At 30.7% G+C, this 24627-nt stretch carries 21 protein-coding genes and 1 riboswitch; of the genes, 4 read left to right on the top strand and 17 right to left on the bottom strand.

What is annotated here, in order from left to right:
- Window positions 1-363: 363 nt before the first annotated feature.
- The 11 genes from purB to B5F09_RS04200 form a co-directional block, all read right to left on the bottom strand.
- The gene (gene purB, locus B5F09_RS04250) at window positions 364-1749 is read right to left on the bottom strand and encodes an adenylosuccinate lyase (protein ID WP_087371968.1); all 1386 of its coding nucleotides are present in this window, start codon (window positions 1747-1749) and stop codon (window positions 364-366) included.
- A gap of 1 nt (window position 1750) precedes the next feature.
- Window positions 1751-5512: a phosphoribosylformylglycinamidine synthase gene (locus B5F09_RS04245; RefSeq protein ID WP_087371965.1), complete on the bottom strand. Its 3762-nt coding sequence runs from the start codon at window positions 5510-5512 to the stop codon at window positions 1751-1753.
- A 10-nt stretch (window positions 5513-5522) separates the two neighbouring features.
- Window positions 5523-6773: a phosphoribosylamine--glycine ligase gene (purD, locus tag B5F09_RS04240; protein WP_087371963.1), complete on the bottom strand. Its 1251-nt coding sequence runs from the start codon at window positions 6771-6773 to the stop codon at window positions 5523-5525.
- A gap of 17 nt (window positions 6774-6790) precedes the next feature.
- The gene (gene purH, locus B5F09_RS04235; RefSeq protein ID WP_087299642.1) at window positions 6791-8314 is read right to left on the bottom strand and encodes a bifunctional phosphoribosylaminoimidazolecarboxamide formyltransferase/IMP cyclohydrolase; all 1524 of its coding nucleotides are present in this window, start codon (window positions 8312-8314) and stop codon (window positions 6791-6793) included.
- Entirely contained in the window at window positions 8315-8908 is a 594-nt protein-coding gene (gene purN, locus B5F09_RS04230; RefSeq protein WP_087299640.1) for a phosphoribosylglycinamide formyltransferase, read from the bottom strand.
- Complete coding sequence (purM, locus tag B5F09_RS04225) at window positions 8902-9927, bottom strand: phosphoribosylformylglycinamidine cyclo-ligase (protein ID WP_087371960.1); 1026 nt, start codon at window positions 9925-9927, stop codon at window positions 8902-8904. The genes purN and purM overlap by 7 nt, the downstream gene beginning before the upstream one ends.
- 14 nt (window positions 9928-9941) lie before the next feature.
- Window positions 9942-10643, bottom strand: a complete 702-nt coding sequence (purC, locus tag B5F09_RS04220; protein ID WP_087299636.1) for a phosphoribosylaminoimidazolesuccinocarboxamide synthase — start codon at window positions 10641-10643, stop codon at window positions 9942-9944.
- A 13-nt stretch (window positions 10644-10656) separates the two neighbouring features.
- Window positions 10657-11145, bottom strand: coding sequence for a 5-(carboxyamino)imidazole ribonucleotide mutase (gene purE / locus B5F09_RS04215; RefSeq protein ID WP_087299634.1), 489 nt, complete (start codon window positions 11143-11145; stop codon window positions 10657-10659).
- A gap of 47 nt (window positions 11146-11192) precedes the next feature.
- A complete protein-coding gene (locus tag B5F09_RS04210; RefSeq protein ID WP_087299632.1) occupies window positions 11193-12863 on the bottom strand; it encodes a formate--tetrahydrofolate ligase in 1671 nt (556 codons plus the stop codon).
- 150 nt (window positions 12864-13013) lie between these two features.
- Window positions 13014-13093, bottom strand: a riboswitch (ZMP/ZTP riboswitch).
- Between the two features lie 36 nt (window positions 13094-13129).
- Complete coding sequence (locus B5F09_RS04205) at window positions 13130-13396, bottom strand: hypothetical protein (RefSeq protein WP_087371958.1); 267 nt, start codon at window positions 13394-13396, stop codon at window positions 13130-13132.
- A gap of 53 nt (window positions 13397-13449) precedes the next feature.
- Entirely contained in the window at window positions 13450-14499 is a 1050-nt protein-coding gene (locus tag B5F09_RS04200; RefSeq protein ID WP_087299628.1) for a CapA family protein, read from the bottom strand.
- Between the two features lie 181 nt (window positions 14500-14680).
- Here B5F09_RS04200 and B5F09_RS04195 point away from each other — a divergent pair, with 181 nt between their 5' ends.
- Window positions 14681-15130 (top strand): N-acetyltransferase, encoded by a 450-nt coding sequence (locus B5F09_RS04195; RefSeq protein ID WP_087299626.1) that lies wholly within the window; start codon window positions 14681-14683, stop codon window positions 15128-15130.
- A gap of 27 nt (window positions 15131-15157) precedes the next feature.
- On the opposite strand, the gene B5F09_RS04190 is transcribed toward B5F09_RS04195, so the two are convergent.
- The 3 genes from B5F09_RS04190 to eno form a co-directional block, all read right to left on the bottom strand.
- Window positions 15158-15529 (bottom strand): metal-dependent transcriptional regulator, encoded by a 372-nt coding sequence (locus tag B5F09_RS04190; protein WP_087371956.1) that lies wholly within the window; start codon window positions 15527-15529, stop codon window positions 15158-15160.
- 502 nt (window positions 15530-16031) lie between these two features.
- Window positions 16032-16385, bottom strand: a complete 354-nt coding sequence (nrdI, locus tag B5F09_RS04185) for a class Ib ribonucleoside-diphosphate reductase assembly flavoprotein NrdI (RefSeq protein ID WP_087371953.1) — start codon at window positions 16383-16385, stop codon at window positions 16032-16034.
- A 95-nt stretch (window positions 16386-16480) separates the two neighbouring features.
- On the bottom strand, window positions 16481-17770 hold the full coding sequence (gene eno / locus B5F09_RS04180; RefSeq protein WP_087299620.1) for a phosphopyruvate hydratase: 1290 nt from the start codon (window positions 17768-17770) through the stop codon (window positions 16481-16483).
- A gap of 697 nt (window positions 17771-18467) precedes the next feature.
- Between eno and B5F09_RS04175 the strand changes: the two genes are divergently transcribed.
- Window positions 18468-19352, top strand: a complete 885-nt coding sequence (locus tag B5F09_RS04175) for a LysR family transcriptional regulator (RefSeq protein WP_087371949.1) — start codon at window positions 18468-18470, stop codon at window positions 19350-19352.
- Between the two features lie 2 nt (window positions 19353-19354).
- On the opposite strand, the gene B5F09_RS04170 is transcribed toward B5F09_RS04175, so the two are convergent.
- Both B5F09_RS04170 and B5F09_RS04165 read right to left on the bottom strand, forming a co-directional pair.
- On the bottom strand, window positions 19355-19735 hold the full coding sequence (locus B5F09_RS04170) for a MerR family transcriptional regulator (RefSeq protein ID WP_087371946.1): 381 nt from the start codon (window positions 19733-19735) through the stop codon (window positions 19355-19357).
- Window positions 19736-19851: 116 nt separating this feature from the next.
- Complete coding sequence (locus B5F09_RS04165) at window positions 19852-21177, bottom strand: MATE family efflux transporter (RefSeq protein WP_239404243.1); 1326 nt, start codon at window positions 21175-21177, stop codon at window positions 19852-19854.
- 359 nt (window positions 21178-21536) lie between these two features.
- On the opposite strand from B5F09_RS04165, the gene B5F09_RS04160 reads away from it, so the two are divergent.
- Window positions 21537-22553: a M42 family metallopeptidase gene (locus B5F09_RS04160; RefSeq protein ID WP_087299616.1), complete on the top strand. Its 1017-nt coding sequence runs from the start codon at window positions 21537-21539 to the stop codon at window positions 22551-22553.
- A gap of 32 nt (window positions 22554-22585) precedes the next feature.
- Here B5F09_RS04160 and B5F09_RS04155 read toward each other — a convergent pair whose 3' ends face one another.
- A complete protein-coding gene (locus B5F09_RS04155) occupies window positions 22586-23980 on the bottom strand; it encodes a 6-phospho-beta-glucosidase (RefSeq protein WP_087299614.1) in 1395 nt (464 codons plus the stop codon).
- 161 nt (window positions 23981-24141) lie between these two features.
- Here B5F09_RS04155 and B5F09_RS04150 point away from each other — a divergent pair, with 161 nt between their 5' ends.
- Window positions 24142-24597, top strand: coding sequence for a GNAT family N-acetyltransferase (locus B5F09_RS04150; protein ID WP_087299517.1), 456 nt, complete (start codon window positions 24142-24144; stop codon window positions 24595-24597).
- The last annotated feature ends 30 nt before the right edge of the window (window positions 24598-24627 follow it).

The following is a 24627-nucleotide window of genomic DNA, read 5'->3' as shown; positions in this document are numbered from 1 at the left end:
AAATAATCAGTATGTTGACTTGACCCACTTTTAAAAGTGCCAACTACTCCCTCAACGGTTATTTTCAATGTATCCTAATTTTATCTAATATATCATTTACAGTCAAGAATATCTTTATAAGTTATAGTTTAAAAATACTATATTTTATTAAAAAAACATTTATTATCATATTTTCATAAAAAATATATAGAAAATCAGCAAAATCATAGATATCTTAGATTTTTTAATAATAAGAATTCGTTTTTATGATCATTTTTAAGAAATTATGAAATTGAAAAATATCTTTTTTAACATAATTACAATTAATATAAATACTAAACCATTAAAAAACTAAGCTGTAATTTATACAGCTTAGTAATTAATTTATTTATTTAAATCCAATTTTGCTAATTTGTTAGCTAAACCAATATATGATGCTGGTGTCATTTCTACTAAAGTTTGACGATCTTCATCTGATAGAATTTCCAAACTTTCAGCAAATTTAAGAATATCTTCCTTAGAAATACTCTTTCCACGAGTTAATGCTTTTAAAGTATCATATGCATCAGGAACACCATATTTTCTAAGCATTGTTTGAATTGGTTCTGCAAGAACTTCCCATTTTTCATTTAAATCGCTTGCTAATTTTTCTTTATTAACAACACATTTAGCTAAACCATTAATTGTTTCATTCATTGCTTGTAGTGAATATCCAAATGCTAAACCTAAATTTCTTTGACTAGATGAATCAGATAAATCACGTTGCATTCTTGATTTAGGTAATTTATTTGATAAAGCAACACAGATATTATTTGACATATCAATATTAGCTTCACTGTTTTCAAATCTAATTGGATTAACTTTATGTGGCATTGTTGAACTTCCAACTTCACCTTTTACTGGAATTTGTTTAAAATATTCCATTGAAATATATAACCACATATCAACATCAAAATCTACTAATACGTTATTGAAATGACGTACACCATCTAAAATATGGCAAGTATAATCATGACTTTCAATTTGAGTTGTCAATGGATTAAATGTTAATCCTAAATATTCTTCAACGAATTTTTTAGCTAATACTGGCCAATCAAGATTAGGAAAAGCAGTTAAAATTGCACTATAATTTCCTGTTGCTCCATTAAATTTAGCTTTGATCTTAATAGATTCAACATTTTCAATACTTGATAAGAAACGATATGCATATACTTTAAATTCTTTACCAATTGTTGTTGGTGTTGCTGGTTGACCATGAGTATGTGCAAGCATTGCATCATCACTATGTTCATCAGCCCATTTATCAACTATACTAGCTAATTCTTTAGCTTTTTTCAACCAAACATCTTTTAATCCATATTTTATCATACAAGCATATGAAGTATTATTAATATCTTCTGAAGTACACCCAATATGAACAAAACTTTGTAAATATTCGAATCCTAAAGCTTTTACTTGTTCATCAATAAAATATTCTACGGCTTTAACATCATGACGAGTTGTACTTTCAATTTCTTTAATTCTAGCAAATGAATCATAATTGAATTCATTTGTAATAGCCATTAATTTATCCATATCATCATGATTAAATTTCGCAAGAATATCATTTTCAACATTTTCGATTAAAAATCTTAACCATTGAATTTCAACGAAAACACGATATTTTACCAATGCATATTCCGAAAAATATTCTCCTAAAGCATCCTTAACACCCGAATAACGACCATCTAATGGACAAAGTGTTAAACATTCAAACTCTTGTTTTTCCATTCTATTTTCCACCTCTAAAATAATCTACTCCAGCTTCAAACAATTTTTGGTCCATTTCACCATAAACGTTTTTAAAGCGATTTTCACCTTGGCGTTCACTATGACCCATTTTTCCAATAACACGACCATCTAAAGAAATAATTCCTTCGATTGCATACATTGATCCATTAGGATTATATGGCGTTTGCATTGTTACTTTACGATTTGGATCAACATATTGTGAGAACACTTGCCCGTTTTCAAATAATTTTTCAATAGTTTCTTTTGGAGCAACGAAACGTCCTTCACCATGACTTACTGGAATTGTATAAACATCATCAACATTTACATATTTTAACCATGGTGATTTTACACTACCAATACGTGTATCGACCATTTGTGAAACATGGCGACCAATAGTATTAAATGTTAATGTTGGATCATCTTTAGACATATCTTTAATTTCACCGTAAGGTAATAATCCTAATTTAACTAATGCTTGGAATCCATTACAAATACCAATCATTAAACCATCACGATTTTCTAATAAATCAGTAATTGCAGCTTTTAAACGTGGGTTTCTTAATACCGTAGCAATAAATTTACCAGAACCTTCTGGTTCATCACCAGCACTGAAACCACCAGGTAACATTACAATGTTGGCACGTTTAATTGCAGCTTCTAATTCATCAATTGAATCATTAAGCATTTCTTGAGTTTTATTTCTAACTAATACCATTTCAACTTGGGCACCAGCTTTTTTAAATGCTCTAGCTGAATCATATTCACAGTTAGTTCCTGGGAAAACAGGAATAACCACTAATGGTTTTTCAACAATTACTTTTGGTTGTAAATCTGATCTTGTCTTACATGCAGCTACTTTTATTTCACTTGTAGGAGCTTTTTCTCTAGTAGGATAAACTTTTTCTAATGGTTCTTTATTAATTGCATATGCTTCATCTAAAGAAATCATTTCTCCACCATAAGATAAAGCTTCACTATCATTAGTAGTAGCTACAATACGATATTTATCAAAAACACTTAAATCTTTTTCAGATTTTACTTCAATAATAATATTACCGTAATTGCGTACTAAATAGCTTCCTAGACTATATCCAGTATTAAATGCAGCACCTATTCCATTACCAAAAGCCATTTTACTAACAGCTTCAATAACACCGCCATCTTTTACTGTGTAAGCACTATAAATTTTCTTTTCTTTCATTAATGACATGATTGCATCATATTGTTTTTGTAAATGATCAAAATCAAAAACTTTAAACTTATCTTTTTTGATCATAACTTCAGCTAAAACATGTCCTGTTTCTTTTGCTTCTGGTGTCATTACATCATCTACTTCACCGCTAGTAATAGCAAAAGATACTAAAGTTGGTGGTACATGAAGATCTTCAAATGATCCTGACATACTATCTTTTCCACCAATTGATGGTAATTTTAAAGCACTTTGTACTCGATAAGCACCTAATAAAGCTGCCATTGGTTTACCCCAGCTAACTGGATTATCTAATAATTTTTCAAAGTACTCTTGGAAAGAGAATCTAATTTTATGATAATCTCCACCCATAGCTACAATTTTGGCTACTGATTCAACAATTGCATACATTGCTCCATGATAAGGAGACCATTTTGATATAACTGGATTATATCCATATGCCATAATTGAACATGTTGTAGTTTCTTTATCTAAAACTGGTATTAATGCAGCCATACCTTCAGTTTCACTATGATATTTGATACCACCAAATGGAGATAGTACTGTTCCATTTCCAATTGATGAGTCAAACATTTCAATTAATCCTTTTTGTGAAGCAACACTTAGTTTAGATAAAGTTTCTTTTACAGTCTTTACAAAACTTGTTTGTGGTACTTCATCGAAAGGTGTTTTTTCAAAATCAGGTAAAGTGATTTTAACATCTTGATAACGATCTGCCCCAGCAGCATCTAAAAATTCTCTTGAAATATTGACAATATCTTGTCCCATATGTTTCATAACTAGGCGATTTTTATCTGTAACTACAGCTACTTGAACAACTTCAAGATTTTCTTTAGCACATTGTTCTTTAATAAAGTCAGCATCTTTAGGATCAATAACAATTGCCATACGTTCTTGAGATTCAGAAATAGCAAGTTCTGTACCAGTTAATCCTTCATATTTTTTCAATACCGCATCTAAATTAATTTCTAGCCCTGGTGCTAATTCACCAACAGCTACACAGACACCACCAGCTCCAAAGTCGTTACAACGAACGATTTTTTCACTTACTTCTTTATTTCTAAATAAACGTTGAATTTTTCGTTCTTCTACTGGATTACCTTTTTGTACTTCAGCACCAGCTGTTTCAATAGATTTTACATCATGTGATTTAGAAGAACCAGTTGCTCCACCAATACCATCACGACCAGTACGACCACCAATTAATAAAACAATATGTCCATTTAATGGTTCTAATCGTTTTACTTGTTCTTTAGGAGCAGCAGCCACAACAGCACCTAATTCCATTCTTTTAGCTGTGTAACCATCATCATAAATTTCATGTACATAACCTGTTGTTAAACCAATTTGGTTTCCATAAGATGAAAATCCATGAGCTGATTCTTTACATAGTTTTCTTTGTGGCAATTTACCTTTCATTGTTTCTTCTAATGATTTACGAGGATCACTAGCACCAGTGATTCTCATTGATTGATAAACATAGGCACGTCCAGATAATGGATCACGAATTGCACCACCTAAACATGTTGCCGCACCACCAAATGGTTCGATTTCAGTTGGATGGTTATGAGTTTCATTTTTAAACATCAATAACCATTGTTCATCACCTTCACTAGTATGAACTGTAATTTCTACTGAACAAGCATTGATTTCTTCAGAAACTTCTAAATCATCTAAATAACCTGTCTTACGTAATTCTTTCATTGAAATTGTTGCTAAATCCATTAATGTAAGTGGACGTTTAGTATCAATACCATAAACTAAATGACGACTTGTCTTATAGTCTTCAACATCTTTTTCTAAAATTTCTTTAAAAGCACCACTTTCAATATCTAAATCAGTAATTACAGTTGCAAATGTAGTATGACGACAATGATCTGACCAGTATGTATCTAATACTTTTAATTCTGTTTCTGTCGGATCACGTTTTTCTTCATTTTTAAAATAATCTTGAGTCACTTTTAAATCATCATAACTCATTGCCATTCCATTTTCACTTAAGAAATTTTCTAATCCGGCTTTATCTAATTCATTAAATCCTTCAATAGTTGGAACTGGCTTAATATCAGGAGCAGCATCATTTAAATCTTCTGGCTTTTCAAGGCTAGCAAGTCTTTGATCAACTGGATTAATTAAGAAGTTTTGGATTTTCTTTAAAACTTCATCTCTATCACCTTCAAAATCAATTGCATATACACGAGCACATTTAACTTTAGCATCTGTATTACCAGTTAAAATTGCAAAACATTGTTCACAAGAATCTGCTCTTTGATCATATTGACCAGGTAAATATTCAATCGCAAAAACTGACTCTTGATTACTTACCGGGAAACTTTCTTGATATACATCATCAACCATTGGTTCAGCTAAAATTGTATTAATTCCTTGATTTAACACATCATCGCTAATACCTTGAATGTCATAACGATTAATTATTCTTAAAGAATTAATATTTATATTTAGCTGTTGACTTAAATTTTGTTTTGTTTCATTGGCTTCTGTTGCATAAGCTAAACGTTTTTCAACATAGATTCGCTTTACATTACTCATTTTCATCCCCCTATCTAAGTCCGATATCATTGCGGTAGAATTTACCATCAAAATCAATTTTATTGGCTACTTTATATACTTTTTCACGTACCTCATCTAAAGAATCACCAGTAGCACAAATATTTAAGACACGACCACCACTAGTCACTAATTTTCCATCTTTGATAGCTGTTCCGGCATGGAATACTACACAATCATCACAGTCATCGATATTTTTTATTTCAATTCCTTTTGGATAACTTCCTGGATATCCTTGACTTGCAAGTACTAAACATGCAACATGTTTATCATTCCATTTTACTTCAACATCTTTTAATGTTTTAGTCGCACAAGCTACCATAATATCATATAAATCACTATCTAAACGAAGCATGATTGATTGTGTTTCTGGATCACCGAAACGAACATTGAATTCTAATACTTTTGGTTTATTATTTTCAATCATTAAACCAATAAATACAACACCACGATAATCCATGTTATCGGCTTTTAAACCAGCCATAAATGGTTCTAAAATTTCTTTTTCAAAAATCTCGTCCATACCTTCAGGTAAGAAAGGATTTGGTGATACAGTTCCCATACCACCAGTATTAGGACCAGTATTACCGTCAAAAACTTGTTTATGATCTTTAGCACTTACCATTGGTACAATTGTTGTTCCATCTGTAAAGCAAAGTAAAGAACATTCAAACCCTGTTAAAAATTCTTCTAAAACAACTTTACTTCCAGCACCATCTAAGCTGCCATCAACCATCATTTCTTTTAATGTTTTTTTAGCATCATCAACATTTTCAACAATAACGACACCTTTTCCAGCTGCTAAACCATCAGCTTTAATTACTAAAGGAAATTGGAAATCATTTATTGCTTCGACAGCTTCATCATAACTATTTACCTCTTTATAACGAGCTGTTGGAATATTATGACGAATCATAAAGTCTTTCGAGAATGCTTTACTTCCTTCTAATGTTGCAGCATATTTAGTTGGTCCAAAAGCCATTAGGCCAGCTGCTTCTAAATCATCAGCCAAACCATTACATAATGGTACTTCAGGTCCAATTACCGTTAAATCAATATTATGATCTTTTGCAAATTTAACGATCATTTCATTATCTTCAACACTACCAGCAACACATTCACCGATTTTTGCTATCCCTGGATTACCAGGAATAGCATAAATCTTATCAACTTTTTCACTTTGATTTAATTTATATGCAATCGCATGTTCACGACCACCACTACCAATTACTAATACTTTCATATTTTTTAGCCTTTCCATTAATGTCTAAAGTGACGATATCCTGTAAATACCATTGGAATACCTTTTTCATTACAATAATCAATTGATTCTTGATCTCTAATAGAACCACCAGGTTGAACAATTGCTTTAATTCCTGCTTTATAAGCAACTTCAACACAGTCGCTAAATGGGAAGAAAGCATCACTTGCTAAAACAGCTCCATCGAAATCTTTATCAGGATTATTATGAATTGCATTTTCTAATGCCCAAACACGTGATGTTTGACCACCACCAACTGCTAATGTTACACCATTTTTAACAATACAGATTGCATTTGATTTTACGAATTTAACTACACGCATTCCAAATTCCATATCGCTGATTTGACTTTCAGTTGGTTTAGCTTCAGTAACACAGTTCATTTCTTTGATCATTTCGGTATTGATATCTTGAACAAGTACTTTTCCTTCTAAATATTTAATATCATATTTTGCTTCACGAACTTCTGGATTCTTTAATTTTAAAATACGTAAATTTTTCTTTTTCTTTAAAATTTCTAAAGCATCATCATCAAAATCTGGTGCTGCAACAATTTCTAGGAAAATTTTATGCATTTCTTCTGCTGTCTTTTTATCAATTTTATAATTAACAGCTACGATACCACCAAAAATACTTTGAGGATCAGCTTCATAAGCTTTCATATAAGAATCGTAACCATCTTTACCAATAGCTACTCCACAAGGTGTTGAGTGTTTAATTGCTGCTGTTACGATTTGATCTTTAAATTCACGAACTAAAGCAACTGCTCCATATAAATCATTAACATTATTGAATGAAATTTCTTTTCCGTGTAATTGTTCATAATCTAATAGACTATGTTGAACAAATGGATCAACATATGCATTAGCACGTTGTTGTGAATTTTCACCATAACGTAAATGTTCAGTTTTCTTTAAACTAATATTTAATGTATCTGGGAAATCATCACCAACAACCCCAGCAAAATAGCGTGAAATCATGGCATCATAAGCACCTGTTGTTGAAAAGGCTTTATATGCAAGATTTAATCTAAAATCAAAATCATCACTATTATTTTTAATTGCTTCTAAAACATTATTATAATCACTTGGGTCAGTAACAATTAAAACATCTTTAAAGTTTTTAGCTGCTGAACGAATCATTGATGGACCACCGATATCGATATTTTCAATCATATCTGCCATTGGTTTACCGGCTTTTAAAGCTTTTTCAAACTCATATAAATTAACACAAACTAAATCAATTGGCGTAATTCCCATCTCTTTAACTGTTTCAACATGTTCTTTAACATCTCTTCTAAATAACAAACCACCATGTACTTTTGGATGTAAAGTCTTTACACGACCATCTAAAATTTCTGGAAATCCTGTTACATCATCAATAGCAATACATGGAACATTGGCTTCTTGTAATTTAGCCATAGTTCCCCCAGTTGAAACAATTTCAAATCCTAATTCAACTAAGCCTTTACAAAAATCTACAATTCCATCTTTATTAGTTACACTAACTAATGCTCTTTTCACTTAAATCACCTTAGCCCTTTCATTTTCAACAACTATTTTTCCATCACAAAATAATGCTACTGCCTTTGGTAAAATACGATGTTCAATTTCTAAAACTCTTGCTTGAATATCACTAGCATTGTCTAAATCATCAATATTACAAGCTTCTTGTAAAATAATTGGTCCACCATCAACTTCATTACTTACAAAATGAACCGTTGCTCCAGTTACTTTAACTCCTCTTGCTAAAACACTTTCATGAACATGCATTCCATAAAAACCTGGTCCACAAAATGAAGGAATTAATGAAGGATGAATATTAATGATTTTATTTGGATAAGCATCGATTAAAACATCTGTTAAAATAGCTAAATATCCAGCTAAAACTATTAAATCAACATTTCTTTCTTGTAACATCTTTACAAGCAGCTCATCATCTTTTCTAACTACTGCAGTTTCAATACCAGCTAATTCAGCACGTTTTAGCCCATATGCATTTTTGCGATTAGAAACAACTAAAACAATTTCACCATTAATGCTGCCATTTTCAACAGCATCAATAACTGATTGCAAGTCTGTTCCGCCTCCAGAAACAAAGACTGCTATTTTTAACATAATTTAACTCCTTTAGTGCCGTTTTCAATAGTTCCAATAACATAACATTTATCACCAGCTGCTTCAATTGCTGCTGTTGCTTTAACAACATCATCTGGATCTAAAGCAATAACCATTCCAATTCCCATATTAAATGTATTGTACATTACATCTTCACTAACATTACCTTTTTTAGCAATAAGTTTAAAGATTTCAGGAACTTCGTAGCTATCTTTTTTAACAACTGCTACAGCATTATCTGGCAACATTCTAGGAATATTTTCATCAAAACCGCCACCAGTAATATGTGAGCATCCTTTGACTACTACACCAGCGTCTTTAATGTTTTTCAATGCTTTGACATAAATTCTAGTTGGGGTAATTAAAGCTTCACCTAATGTTTTACCTAATTCATCATAATAAGTATCTAAAGATTCTTTAGTCATTTCAAATACTTGACGTACTAATGAAAAACCATTACTATGCACACCACTTGAAGCAATACCTACTAAAACATCACCTGATTTAATATTTTGACCATTGATAATATCTTTTTTATCAACAACTCCAACTGCAAAACCAGCAAGATCATAATCATCTTCAGGCATAAGCCCAGGATGTTCGGCTGTTTCACCACCAACTAAGGCACAACCAGATTGTTTACAACCTTCAGCTACACCACTTACAATTGTCGCAATTTTTTCAGGATAATTTTTTCCACAAGCAATATAATCTAGGAAAAATAGTGGTTCTCCACCTGAACAAGCAATATCATTAACACACATCGCAACAGCATCGATTCCAATTGTATCATGTTTATCCATGATAAATGCTAATTTAACTTTTGTACCACAACCATCTGTTCCTGATAATAAAACTGGTTCATCCATATTTTTAATAGCACTCAAATCAAAAGCACCAGCAAAACCACCTAAACCACCTAATACTTCAGGACGCATTGTTTCTTTAACGTGTTTTTTCATTAACTCTACTGATTTATATCCAGCTTCAATATCTACTCCAGCTTTTTTGTAATCCATTTTATGTTCCCCTTTTATTTTTGCATTCTAGCTAATACAGCTTTATAAGTTTCAATTAAATCACCAATATCTTGTCTGAAAACATCTTTATCATATTTTTGATTAGTTTCTACATCCCATAAACGACAAGAATCTGGAGAAATTTCATCAGCTAATAAGATTTCACCATCAGGTGTTTTTCCAAATTCAATTTTAAAATCAACTAATTTTAAATTTAAACTTAAGAAAAATTCTTTTAATAATTCATTGATTTTTAAAGTTTGTTCTTTAATAAAGTTGTATTCATCACGAGTACATAATTTCAAAGCAACGGCATGATCTTCATTAATAAGTGGATCACCATAATCATCATTTTTATAACTTAATTCAAAAATTGGTTCATCTAAAACAATTCCTTCTGGTGCTCCTAATCTTTTACAGAAAGATCCAGTAGTTATATTACGAATAATTACTTCTAATGGGAAAATTTCTACTTTTTTTACTAAAACATCGCGATCATTTAATTTTTTGATCATATGAGTTTTAATTCCCGCTTCTTCAAGCATATCAAAGATAATACATGAAATAGTGTTATTTAAAACCCCTTTACCTTCAAATTGATCATGTTTAACACCGTTTCCAGCTGTTGCATCATCCTTATAATGAATTAAATATTCATCTTCTTTGTCTGTTTTATAAACTTGTTTTGCTTTTCCTTCGTATAATAATTCTGCCATTTGTAATATCTCCTTATTTGTACTTTTCAATAACTTCTTCGTTTGCTTTCATTGCTTGATTTTCCATATCTTTACGATAAGCAATTAATTTTTCTTTAATTTCATCATGTTTAATTGCCATGATTTGTAATGCTAGATAAGCTGCATTTTTACTTCCATTAATAGCAACTGTTGCTACTGGAATTCCTGAAGGCATTTGGACAATTGATAATAATGCATCCATACCATCTAAAGTAGCTCCGCTAATTGGTACACCAATTACTGGTAATACTGTTTGTGAAGCAACAACTCCTGGTAAAGCAGCAGCCATTCCAGCAGCAGTAATGATAACTTCAGTACCATCAGTTTCAGTTTCTTTAATAAATGAACTAAGCCCTAAATGAGCTCGATGTGCTGATAAACAACGAACGTTTACTTCAACACCATAATCTTTCAAAATTGTTATTGCTGGTTCAACTTTACTTAAATCACTAGTTGACCCCATAATAATTGCGACTTTCATAATTCCTTCCTTTCTATTTAAACCACTAAAAGTGACCTGCGTCACTTTTAGAATAGTCCCACAATCTTACCATCTTTATCAATATCCATATTAACTGCAGCTGGGCGTTTTGGTAGTCCTGGCATTCTCATAATGCTTCCAGAAATAGCGATTAAAAAACCGGCTCCAGCAGCTGGAATTAGATCATTTATCTTAACTGTAAAACCACTTGGGCGACCTAATAAATTAGGCTGATCTGATAAAGAATATTGTGTTTTAGCAACACAAATAGGTAATTTATCTAATCCTTGAGCTTCATATTTTTTCATCTTTGTGATGACTTTTTTATCGAACGCCACACCATCGGCACCATAGATTTCTTTGGCGATTGTTTCAATTTTTTCTTTAATTGTTAAGTCTAAATCATAAATTGGATGATAATTTGCTTCTTTAGTTTCTAAAATCTCTAATAATTTTTCTGCTAATTCAATACCACCATCAGCACCTTTTTCCCATACTTTAGAGATTGCTACATCTACACCCATTTTATTGCATGTATCTTTTAATAATTGTAATTCAGCTTCACTATCAGTTGGGAATGCATTTATTGCAACTACTGAAGGTAAATCATATTTAGCAATATTTTCAATATGTTTTTCTAAGTTTTTAATACCAGCTGCTAAGGCTTCTAAATTTTCATTAGCTAATTCTTTTTTATCCATACCACCATGCATTTTTAAAGCTCTAACAGTAGCCACAATTACTACTGCTTGAGGATTTAAATTAGCTTGACGACATTTAATATCTAAGAATTTTTCAGCCCCTAAATCAGCTCCGAATCCAGCTTCAGTTATTGCATAATCACCTAATTTCATTGCTAATTTAGTTGCCATAACTGAATTGCAGCCATGAGCAATATTAGCAAATGGCCCACCATGAACAAAAACTGGCGTATGATCTAATGTTTGCACTAAATTTGGTTTAATAGCATCTTTTAATAATAATGTAACCGCACCTGTTGCTTCAATATCATCAACAGTCACAGGTTCACCATCATAATTATAAGCAACTATCATTTTTCCTGCTCTTTGTTTTAAATCATCAAGACTTGTTGCTAAACATAAGATAGCCATAACTTCACTAGCAACAGAAATATCGAATCCATCTTCACGAGGCACTCCATTAACTTTTCCACCTAATCCACAAATTGTATGTCTTAATGCTCGATCATTTAAATCAACAACACGTTTCCATACAATATTACGAACATCAATATTTAGTGGATTACCATGATGAATTGAATTATCAAGCATTGCTGCAATTAAGTTATTAGCAGCAGTAATTGCATGAATATCACCTGTAAAATGAAGATTAATATCTTCCATTGGTACTACTTGAGCATACCCGCCACCAGCAGCTCCACCTTTGATTCCAAAACAAGGACCTAATGATGGTTCACGCATTGCTACAATTGATTTTTTTCCCATTTTATTTAAAGCCTGAGAAAGACCAATCATTGTAGTTGTTTTCCCTTCTCCTGCAGGAGTTGGATTAATTGCAGTAACTAATACTAATTTTCCATCAGGATTGTTTTCTACTCGATTAATAGTTTCTAAAGATATTTTAGCTTTGTATTTTCCATACAATTCTAAATCATCTTCGACTAATCCAATTTTGCTTGCAATTTCTTTAATTGGTTCCATTTTTGCACTTTGTGCAATTTCAACATCAGTTAACATAACGCCACCCTTTCCAGTTAAATTTTTAGAGGAATTTCACATCTTCTTTATACCATATTTTGGCTTTTTTCTCAACCGATAGCAATGTAAGCTTAGTATTTTAAAGACATACTTCCTAACAATGAAAAAAGAGCCGTGCACCATCTAGACTACTTTGGCCCAGACGGTCGGCTCTTACACGATTATACTCCCTGTGGTTAATTCCACTTCCGTCAGTCGTATAACTATTTGCATGATATCATTTATTAAAATAAGTTTCAAGTAAATTAATGATAAAAATTGTTGAATAATAACAAAACTACAATTGGAATAATAATTTGTAATATTGTTTTATTTATCGCAGTTCTATCATCAACTTTAATCTCTTGTAATTTAAGATATCCAAAATAACCAATTATCGCTAAAATAATAATTACTAAATAAATAATATTCAAAACACTTGTTGAATAGTTGCCAGAAATACGTCCACCTAATAAACCAATCAACAATACGATAAAACCACTATAAAAAAATTTTAATAATTTTTCTTTCAATTAAAACACCTCTTATCTTTTAAATAAATAGAAGCCAAAAGCTTCTATTTATTTTAATAACTATATTGTTGAATTTTATCAAGTACTCTTTGTTTTTCATCGCCTTCTAATATAGTTGGCTGGTAGTTATTACGGCTAGAACTTGTTGTAATTGAACAAGGAATAATTTCATGAGTTTCGCTAGTAAATTTACCATCCGTAAAATTCATTGTAATTGAATAAATCATTGAATCAGTATCACTTGGATTTTTATTGCCACCAAAGCAGAAATTTCCTAATGAATAAACAATTTGTTTACCATTATATTCCTCAACCCCTTGAATAACATGAGGATGAGAACCAACGACTAAATCAGCTCCGCTATCAATTGAAAATTTAGCTAATTCACGTTGATCATCATTAGCTGAATAATCACGTTCAATTCCCCAGTGATAAAATACTACAACAGCATTAGCACCTTGATTATTTTTTAAATCTTCAATAGCCGCTTTAATTGTAGCACGCCCTTGTTCATTATTCATTGAAACAGACATCGAACGATAACCTAGAAAACCAATTTTGATACCATTAACTTCTTTAACACATGAAGTTTCATATCCAAAATAACCAATACCCTTTTCATCTAATATATTTTTGGTATCGCTCATTCCTTGAGCAAAATAGTCTTCAGAATGGTTATTAGCTAAAGAAACCATCTCAACACTACCACTAGTTAAGATATTAGCATATTCATATGGACCACTAAAAGCAAATTGTTTTTCAGCATGAGAAGTTGCCGTTGTTAACGGACCTTCTAAATTAACGATCGTTAAATCATCTTGTTCAAATACACTTTTTACATTTCTTAAAAAATATGTAGTATCATTTCCCTGATTAGCGTATTCTTGATTAAAGGATCCTGAATATGATTGGCCGGCATAATTTCCTAAAGTACAGTCACCAGCAAAACTCATCTTTACACTAACATTTACCGGCTCTTTTTCGACAGTTGATGTTTCATCTTTCTTTTTACTTTCTTTTTTTTCTGTAGTGTTGCCATCTCCTGATGAAGAGCAGCCAACTACCATCAACACCATTATCAAACATAACAATATCTTTTTCATTTCCTTACCTCATTTCTTTTATTAGTATAACATTCTTTGCTATAAAAAAAAATATTTCCGCTAACTATTACAATAAAATCCATTAATCTCTCTCAATAAATTTTTATTAAAAAAATTTATTGAAAAAAACAATCTTTTAATTATTTAACAGCTTTGATATAATTCTTTCTAGGAGGCTAGTATGATAAAAGAAATAGATAACAAAATGGATTATGATCAACTACTTACTGAAAGTGATCCTAACATAAATCTTGTTCGTGATTATTTAAAACACGGTACTTTATATGGCTACTTTGTTAACAATGAACCTGTTAGTTTTTTAGCTGTAGAGATCATCGATGGTAATGTTGAAATAAAAAATATTTTAACGTTACTTGAACATCGTAATCATGGTTATGCCAAAGCATTAATTAAATATGTTGAAGAAAAATACAGTTCTTATCCTTGTATTTTAATTGGAACTGCTAACTCTAGTTTAGAAAACATCACTTTCTATACTCGGCTAGGATATCGTTACTCACATCGGATTGAAAATTTCTTCATTGATTATTATCCTAAAGAAATAATCGAAAACGATATGCAAGCTACAGATTTATTGTATTTTAAAAAATGTCAAAATAGTTTTAATTAAACAAAAAATTAAGTCCTTTATCAGAACTTAATTTTTTTTATTTTCTTCAACATATTGTTTTATACCTGCAAACACTTCATCACTAATAATATGCTCAATTCTACAGGCATCTTCTTCAGCTACTTCCTTACTTACATTAGCAGTAGCCATTAAAAAATCTGTTAAATAAAGGTGTTTTTCATACACTGAATTAGCTTTATTTAGCCCTAATTCTGTCAATTCAATAAAACCTTTACTATCAATTGTAATATAGCCATCATTTTTCAAAATGCCCACTCCTCTACTAACACTAGGTTTACTAAAACCTAATTCTTTAGCCACATCAATCGAGCGAACACTATTATTACGTTTTTTCAATAATAAGATTGTCTCTAAATACATTTCACCAGATTCATGCATATTATACACCTCCAATTAATACATTATAAGTATACCAACAATAACATAAAAAGAAAACCGGAAGGATAATTCCGGTTTTGAAAGTAAAACGAACTATTTTAGAATGATAATTATAATGGCTAAATTATTTATCACTTAATTAGGATGTGGATTTTTATAGCTCGATTATTGAAAATGCATACTTATGACTTGAAGGATAACTTTATCGCATTTTCAAAAAACTTTCTAAAATATTTTGAAAAATCAAAATATTACTTGAGAATGAAATCAAATATTAAAGAAATCATTATATTTAAGGAATTTGGCTATTCAAGTTAATATTATTTATTATTCGACGGGATAAAATTAGTAAGAGTACCGTATTTAATATCTTCGAGAAAAAGGTGAATAGCATAATACGGATACTCTCACTAAATGTTATACTTATAATTACTATTTCTAAATTATTAGGAAATTTTAATCGTTGTAGGTATATTAGATAAGATTATAAGTATAAAACTTATTATTGATTTTCAATTATTTTTCTAATTTCATCAATATCTTCTTCAGTTCCATCATTCTCAACTTTATAAAGACATGGTACGTTATATTGCTTAGCAATAACATCTCCAGCCTTGCAATAAGCTTCACCGTATCCTTGATCACCACTAACAATGACACCCTTTAAATGGCTATTATTACCATTTAGAAATTCTTCAACCTCGCTAGGGACATCACCATAGCCATCAGTATAAGTTATCAAAAGATAATCTTCACTAATCATTTCTGCTCCAGAGCTGATTTCTAAAGCATCAACATTTAAACGATCAATAATACTTTGAACATTACCGGTTCTTGATGCATATACTATCTTCATATAACTATGCCTCCTTTTCTTAGTTAGCTTTAACTAACTATCTATATGTTAGCACAGACTAACCAAGAAAGCAACTACTTTAATAATTTTTTTAATTATTTTTCTAATTGATAGAACCCAGTCATTCCTGAATATTTGCTTTGGCTTCCTAAACGATCTTCAATTCTGATTAATTGATTGTATTTAGCAATACGATCTGTTCTTGAAGCAGAACCAGTCTTAATTTGACCAGCATTAGTAGCTACTGCGATATCTGCAATAGTAGTATCTTCAGTTTCACCTGAACGGTGTGAAATTACTGCAGTGTAGTTAGCTTTTTGAGCCATTTCGATAGCTTCTAATGTTTCAGTTAATGTACCGATTTGATTTACTTTGATTAAGATTGAGTTAGCTACTCCACGATCAATACCTTGTTGTAAACGTTTAGTGTTAGTTACAAAGAAGTCATCTCCAACTAATTGTACTTTTCCACCTAATTTTTCAGTTAAGTAGTCCCAACCTTCCCAATCGTCTTGGTCTAAACCATCTTCGATAGAAATAATAGGATATTTTTCACATAATTCAGCATAGAAATCTACTAATTCTTTTGAAGTGAAAGATTTGTTGTTTTCACCTGGTAAAACATATTTACCATCTTGGTAGAATTCACTACTTGCAACGTCCATTGCTAATTTAACGTCTTCACCTGGTTTGTAACCAGCTTTTTCGATTGCTTCAATAATAGTTTTGATTGCATCTTCGTTTGATGCTAAGTTTGGAGCAAATCCACCTTCATCACCAACAGCAGTATTTAAACCTTTTGAATTTAATACTGATTTTAAAGCATGGAATACTTCAGCACCCATTCTGATTGCTTCTTTGAAGCTTGGTGCATTTACTGGCATAATCATAAATTCTTGGAAATCTACGTTGTTGTCAGCATGAGCTCCACCATTGATAATGTTCATCATTGGAGTAGGTAATACATAACCATTAGCTCCACCGATATAACGATATAATGGTAAACCTAAGCTTGCAGCAGCAGCTTTAGCAACAGCTAAAGAAACACCTAAGATAGCATTAGCACCTAATTTACCTTTATTTGGAGTACCATCTAATTCGATCATTTTGTAATCGATTTCTCTTTGGTTAGTTACTTCCATACCAATAACTGCTTCAGCGATAACATTGTTTACGTTATCAACAGCTTTTTGTGTTCCTTTTCCTAAGTAACGGTTTTTATCACCATCACGTAATTCAACAGCTTCATGAACACCAGTTGAAGCTCCACTAGGTACAATTGCGCTTCCAAAAGCACCGCATTCTGTAGTTACTTCTACCTCTACAGTAGGATTACCACGTGAGTCAAGTACTTCACGTGCATATACGCTTTTAATTTTACTCATTATTTCTCCTCCTCTATGATTCGCTCTAACCCGGGTGACTAAGCCAGGTTAGAAAGAACCATTTATTCACACGAAGTTAGTTTTACCTAACCATTAATAGGATACCACAAAGCCTTATATTATGCAATCTAAAAGATGATAAAAATCAAAATTTTTTTCAAAAAAATAACAGTTCATTTATAGTAAAAAAAGTTAGATTTTTCTAAGTCTTTAGCCAAATCTCAACATATCGATAAAGCTTTTCATTGCCAGCTAATCATCCTTAATAAATATTAATTAAATTGAAAATTTTTAAAAGATTATCATATATGTTTCATTGACTTTAAACCGTCTTTATTTTATACTTTATTCAGGTGGTTTATTATTCACCTTAAATAGCTGACTACTATTTAAAAAATGTTAGAAAAATGATTTATTTACACGAAGCTATAAATGACTGCAATTCTCTAACCTAACTGATACTTAGCTATCTGAGAATTCTTTTTAAATGTCATAATTTATTGAAGGCTTAGCAACTACCCTTTAAAAGTATTGGCATTTAATCTTAATTATAATCACTTTTCTAGCTATTCCATCTAATGGAATATTATTAGCGATTATCGTTGCAGGTAATCCATCTTAAAAGCCATTTTATATGGCTTTTTTATTTTATTACAAGTCAGTTTATATATTATAATTGTAACATGATGTGATATTGATGGAATTTAGAGTCTTACAGTATTTTTTAGCTATCGCTAGAGAAGAAACAATTTCAAAAGCAGCTGAAAGTCTACATATAACCCAGCCTCCCCTTTCAAGACAAATGAAAGAATTGGAAGAACAATTAGGTAAACAATTATTTATTCGTGGAAATCGAAAAATAAATTTAACTGAAGAAGGTATCTTACTTAGACAACGAGCTGAAGAAATAATTAGTTTAGTTGAAAAAACTGAATCAGAAATCATGCATAGCGATACAACAATAAGTGGTGATATTTATATTGGCAGTGGTGAAACAGAAGGAATGCGGATTCTAGCAAAAGTAATCGATACTTGCCACAAAGAATATCCTAAAATAAAATTTCACTTGTACAGTGGTAATTCTCAAGATGTAGTTGAAAAAATTGAAAATGGTTTAATTGATTTTGGGGTATTAATTGAACCAGCTGATATTTCTAAATATGATTTTATTAAAATACCTGTAAAAGATAAATGGGGCGTATTAATGAGAAAAGATAGTCCTATTGCATCGCTAAAAAGCATTACTGCCGATACATTAAAAAAACTTCCTTTAATCTGTTCAAGTCAGGAAATAGTCAAAAATGAAATATCCGGCTGGCTAAATGATGATTATAATAAACTTAACATTGTAGCAACTTATAATTTAATCTATAACGCTTCTTTGTTAGTTGAAGAAGGAAGTGGTTATGCTTTAGGTTTAGATAAATTGATCAATACTTCAGGTAATAGCAAACTTTGCTTTATCCCACTAGAACCGAAGCTTGAAGTTGGCTTAACATTAATATGGAAAAAATATCATTTATTTTCTAAAGCGACGAGTTATTTTTTAAATCAATTACGAAAAGAAATTAATAAATCATAATATCATTTTCCAACTTTTAGATATGAATCATTTTGACTAATATTAAAATAACAATTTTCATGTTCTAAAAAAGACAATGCTCTTTTTAGATCTTCAATTTCATTTAAAAGACTTTGACGCTGTTTTTCAATCAATTCATTGCGCTTTGCTAATGTGATATCGCCACAAGAAAATAAATAGCAAAAATACTTGATGTCTTTTAAAGGCATTCTCATTTGCTTTAAAGTAAGTATATTCTTTAACACACAAAGATCCCGCTCACTAAAAACGCGAATACCACTATGACGAGTTATTGGTGGCAACATTCCTAATTTTTCATAATATCTGATTGTAGAAACCGGTATATTTAACTTTTTAGCTACTTCACTAATTGAATATTGCATAATATCACCCCTATTTCACATACATTATAACTATAAAAAAATAACGATACCAATACTTTAAAAGAATGTCCATTATGCCTAATTTAAATAATAAAAAAGATGCAGTTTTCAAAAATCTACATCTTCATCATTTTTTTACTTGTAACTTTAATTAAAATAACACTTATAGTACAAACAATAAACTCTGTAACCGGGAACGTTGCCCAAACACCATTCATATTGGCAATCAAAGATAAGAAAAATGCCATTGGAATAATAATGATAAAACCACGTAACAGTGATATTACATGCGCTGGTAATGGATGCTCTATTGAAGTAAAATAAATAGACGATACAATATTAATACCAGCAAAAAGACAACCAACAAAATATATTTTCAAGCCATTTTCAGCGATATTTTGTAAAGCTATATTATTTTCACTATTGAAAATTCCAGCAATCACATCACATTTAAAAAAGATAATTAAATATATACAAATAGATATTATCACTACACTAAATATTGCATATTTAAAAATAATATGTACCTTTTTTATTTGTCCAGAACCATAGCCACTACTTAGAAGCGGTTGGATGCCTTGAGATATACCTGTATAAATAGAAATAACTACTAAAGATAAATTTGCAATAACGCCATAAGCTGCCACTCCAGTATTTCCAGCTAAGTTTAAAATAATCATATTAAAGATAATCATAACTATTCCTGAAGACACCTCAGTTACTAATGATGGCAACCCACTAGAAACGATATCTAAAATATGTCTATCTACTAATTTAGTTTTAACTAATTTAAAATTATTTAATTTTTTTATAAAAAATGGTGAAAGTATCAAAATACTAATAACTGGTGCTAATCCAGTTGCAAAAGCAGCACCAAAAATCCCCATATCCAAAGGAAACATAAAAACATAATCTAAAACTATATTAGAAAAACTACCACCTAACATTGCCATCATTGATAATTGTGGTGCGCCATCATTACGAACATAACATAATAATAAATTATTCATCATAAACATCGGTGCAAATACTAATATAACTCGTAAATAAACACTACTCATATCATAAACACTTTTAGTTGCTCCTAGTAATTTAGCTAGCGGACCAGAAAATAGGATTCCAATCAAAAAATATATCGCTGCCATTGTCACTACAAGAAAGAAAGCCTGAGTAAAAATGTTATTTGCCTTTTTAAAATTGTTTTGACTTTTAAAAATTGAATATTTAGTAGCACCACCCATACCGATCATTAATCCACTACCATTTATAAAACTATAAATTGGAATTGCAAGATTTAAAGCTGCAAGTCCATTAGCACCTAAGGCCTTAGAAACAAAAAATGTATCCGCTAAAATATAACAAGATAATCCAATCATTCCTAGCACATTTAACGAGGTATACTTGGCAAATTCTTTAAAATAATTTTGCTGTTCCATAATCATAATTTCTCCTTTACAACTAAAAAAATAACATTATTAACATTAAAAAAACCTCTTATCCATTCCAACTAAGGCCTACTGGAATAGATAGAGGTAATGTCCGGCGACATGTAGTTTTATTTTACTAATTCTCTTACAATAAGTCAATATACTAAAAATACTATTTTATCAATATACTTATATCTTTTTAAATCTTACCTCATTTTTAAAATATTACTAACCATAAATATACTAATTTCCAAAAATTTAAATGCAAATATTCAGTTTATGTAATATAAAAATCCATTAACAGATTAAAAATTATTTACCTCACAAAACTATAATATATTATGTTATAATAATTGCCATTGGAGGTATTTATAATGAATGATTATATATTACATATTTTAAAAGATATTATGGCAATCGATAGTCCTTCTGGTTATACTAAAGAAGTTATTAGCTATTGTCAAAAAGAAGCTGAACAACTAGGTTTTAAAACTGCGATAACTAATAAAGGAAATCTAGAAATATTTGTTGAAGGTAATGATGACTATACAATTGGCTTTTGCGGTCACGTTGATACATTAGGTTTAATGGTTAGAAGTATTAAAGATGACGGAACACTTGCTTTTACTAATATTGGTGGTCCAATTATTCCTACTTTAGATGGTGAGTATTGTCGAATTATAACTCGTGATGGTCGTAGTTATACGGGAACTATTTTATCAAACTCTCCAGCTGTCCATGTATATAAAGACGCTCGTACTTTAGAAAGAACATGTGATACAATGCACATTCGTATTGATGAAATAGTAAAAAACAAAGCTGATGTTGAAAAGTTAGGTATTGGTAATGGTGACTTCATTGCTATCGATCCTAAAACAACAATTACTGGATCAGGTTTTATTAAATCAAGATTTTTAGACGATAAGGTTAGTGTTGCTATTTTATTTGGATTATTAAAAACTATTGCAACAGAAAATATCAAACCTCAACATAATTTACAATTAATTATCTCTACTTATGAAGAAGTTGGTCATGGTAGCAGCTATATTTCTAATCAAATAAGTGAGTTAATAGCTGTTGATATGGGATGTATTGGTTTAGATTTATCATGCAGTGAATATGATGTAAGTATCTGTGCTAAAGATGGCAGTGGTCCATATGACTATGAAATGACTACTAGATTAATTAATCTAGCAAAAGAAAATAATTTACAATATGCTGTTGATATTTATCCTTTCTATAGTAGTGATGTTTCAGCCGCATTAAGAGGTGGTCAAAATATCAAGGGTGCCCTAATCGGTCCTGGTGTTTGTGCATCACACGGTATGGAAAGAACTCATCTTCAAGGAGTCGAAAATACATTAAAATTAATTTTAGCTTATATAAAATAAGGGGGCATTTCATTTCAACCCCCTTTTCCTTTTTATAATCCTTTTTCTGTTAATTCACGAGCTACATCATCTTTTACAGTAACTCCTGCAGCTTCTAATTCAGCAATTTTGTCTGCAAATTGTGGTAAATATTTTTTATGTGCAATTAATAATTCATCTAAGACACGTTTTGCAGTTTCACCTGAAGGAATTTGTGGATTTAATATAAATGCTTGTAATGCTAATCCATAATCTCCAGTAACAGCTGCTTCTTCTACACATAATTCCATATTTTTCATACATTGTAACCATCCACGTTGTGCTGGTTCTAAAGGTCCAAAAGCAATTGGTAATGCTCCTGCTGCTCCAATATGGGCAGATACTTCTACTGCACAATCAGCTGGTAAATCTGGTACAGCACCATTATTTTTTGTAGTTACAACAATATGAGTATTTTTATTAGCATAAATTGAAGCAATTGTTTCACAAGCTGCATCACTATAATGAGCCCCACCACGTTTAGCTAATTGTTCTGGTTTAACATTTAAATCAGGATCTTTATATAATTCAAACAATTCAGCTTCTGTTTGTTTTACCTGTTGTGCTCTTGTTCCAATTGTATTATATTCTTCCAAACCATGTTTAAGCATTTCTTCTTGACGATAGTAATAACGATGATATCCACATGGAATTAAATTCATTTGTTTTAATTGTTCTTTAAAGAATGGAATATCATGAATATTAGCAGGAATTCCAGCATCTTTTCCTTCATACATTGCATCAATGATTTTTCCTGTTACATCATTACCATGAATATCAAATACACGATGCCAATGGAAATGGTTTAATCCGGCAAATTTATAGATTAATTTATCTAATGTAGTCCCAATAGTTTCTGGTTCAGCCATCATTGCTCCAACTGGAACATTACATAATCCAATTACACGATCCCATTTACCATAACGCATTACTGATTCAGTAACCATACCACTTGGATTAGTAAAGTTGATTAACCATGCATTAGGGCATAATTCTTTCATATCTTCAACAATACTTAAAATTACTGGAATTGTTCTAAATGCTTTAAAAATTCCTCCTGCTCCATTTGTTTCTTGACCTAATAAACCATAAGAAAATGGAATTCTTTCATCTTTAATTCTAGCATTTAATAAACCAACTCTAAATTGAGTTGTAACAAAATCAGCATCTTTTAAAGCTTCGCGACGATCTAAAGTTAAATGAACTTTAACATCATATGGTGATGCATCCCACATTCTTTGAGCCATTGCTCCAACGATTTCTAATTTTTCTTTACCATCTTCAATATCAACTAACCAAATTTCTTTAATTGGTAGTTCATTGTATCTTTTAATAAATCCTTCCATCAATTCTGGTGTATAACTACTTCCACCACCAATTGTAACAATTTTTACTGGTTTTTTTTCCATATACTTACTTCCTTTCGTTCTTGATGATTATATTTTAACGAATTAATTTAAATAATGAAATAGCTTTCATTGTTTTTTTAATGTCTTTCAATTTTTGAAAAAATAATGTTAATATTTATCTAGAAGGTATTATATAATGAATAGTATTTGGAGGTATTTAAATGATACTTAGAGAATATAGAAGTGCAGATTGTAAAGAAATCATTGATTTATTTTATCAAACTGTTCATAACATTAATATTCAAGACTATACTAAAGAACAAGTTGATGCCTGGGCAAATAAAAATATTGATCTAAAGATTTGGCAACAATCATTAGCCAAAAATTATTGTTTAGTTGCAATAGAAAACGATTTAATCGTTGGTTTTGGTGATATCGATCAAACCGGTTATTTAGATCGTTTATATGTCCATAAAGATTTTCAAAAACAAGGAATCGCTACTAAAATATGCGATAAATTGGAAATGAAATTTAATGTTTCTAAGATTACTACTCATGCATCAATTACTGCAAAATCTTTCTTTTTAAAAAGAGGTTATCAAGTAATTAAAGAACAACAAGTAATTAGAAATGGTGTTGTTTTAACTAACTATGTAATGGAAAAAGTGTTGACTTAAAGTGAACTTTAAGGACTATAATGAAACTAA

The organism is Erysipelatoclostridium sp. An173 (assembly GCF_002160495.1).
Classification (GTDB): Bacteria; Bacillota_I; Bacilli_A; order Erysipelotrichales; family Coprobacillaceae; genus Thomasclavelia; species Thomasclavelia merdavium.
This window is presented reverse-complemented; position numbering and strand designations above follow the sequence as displayed.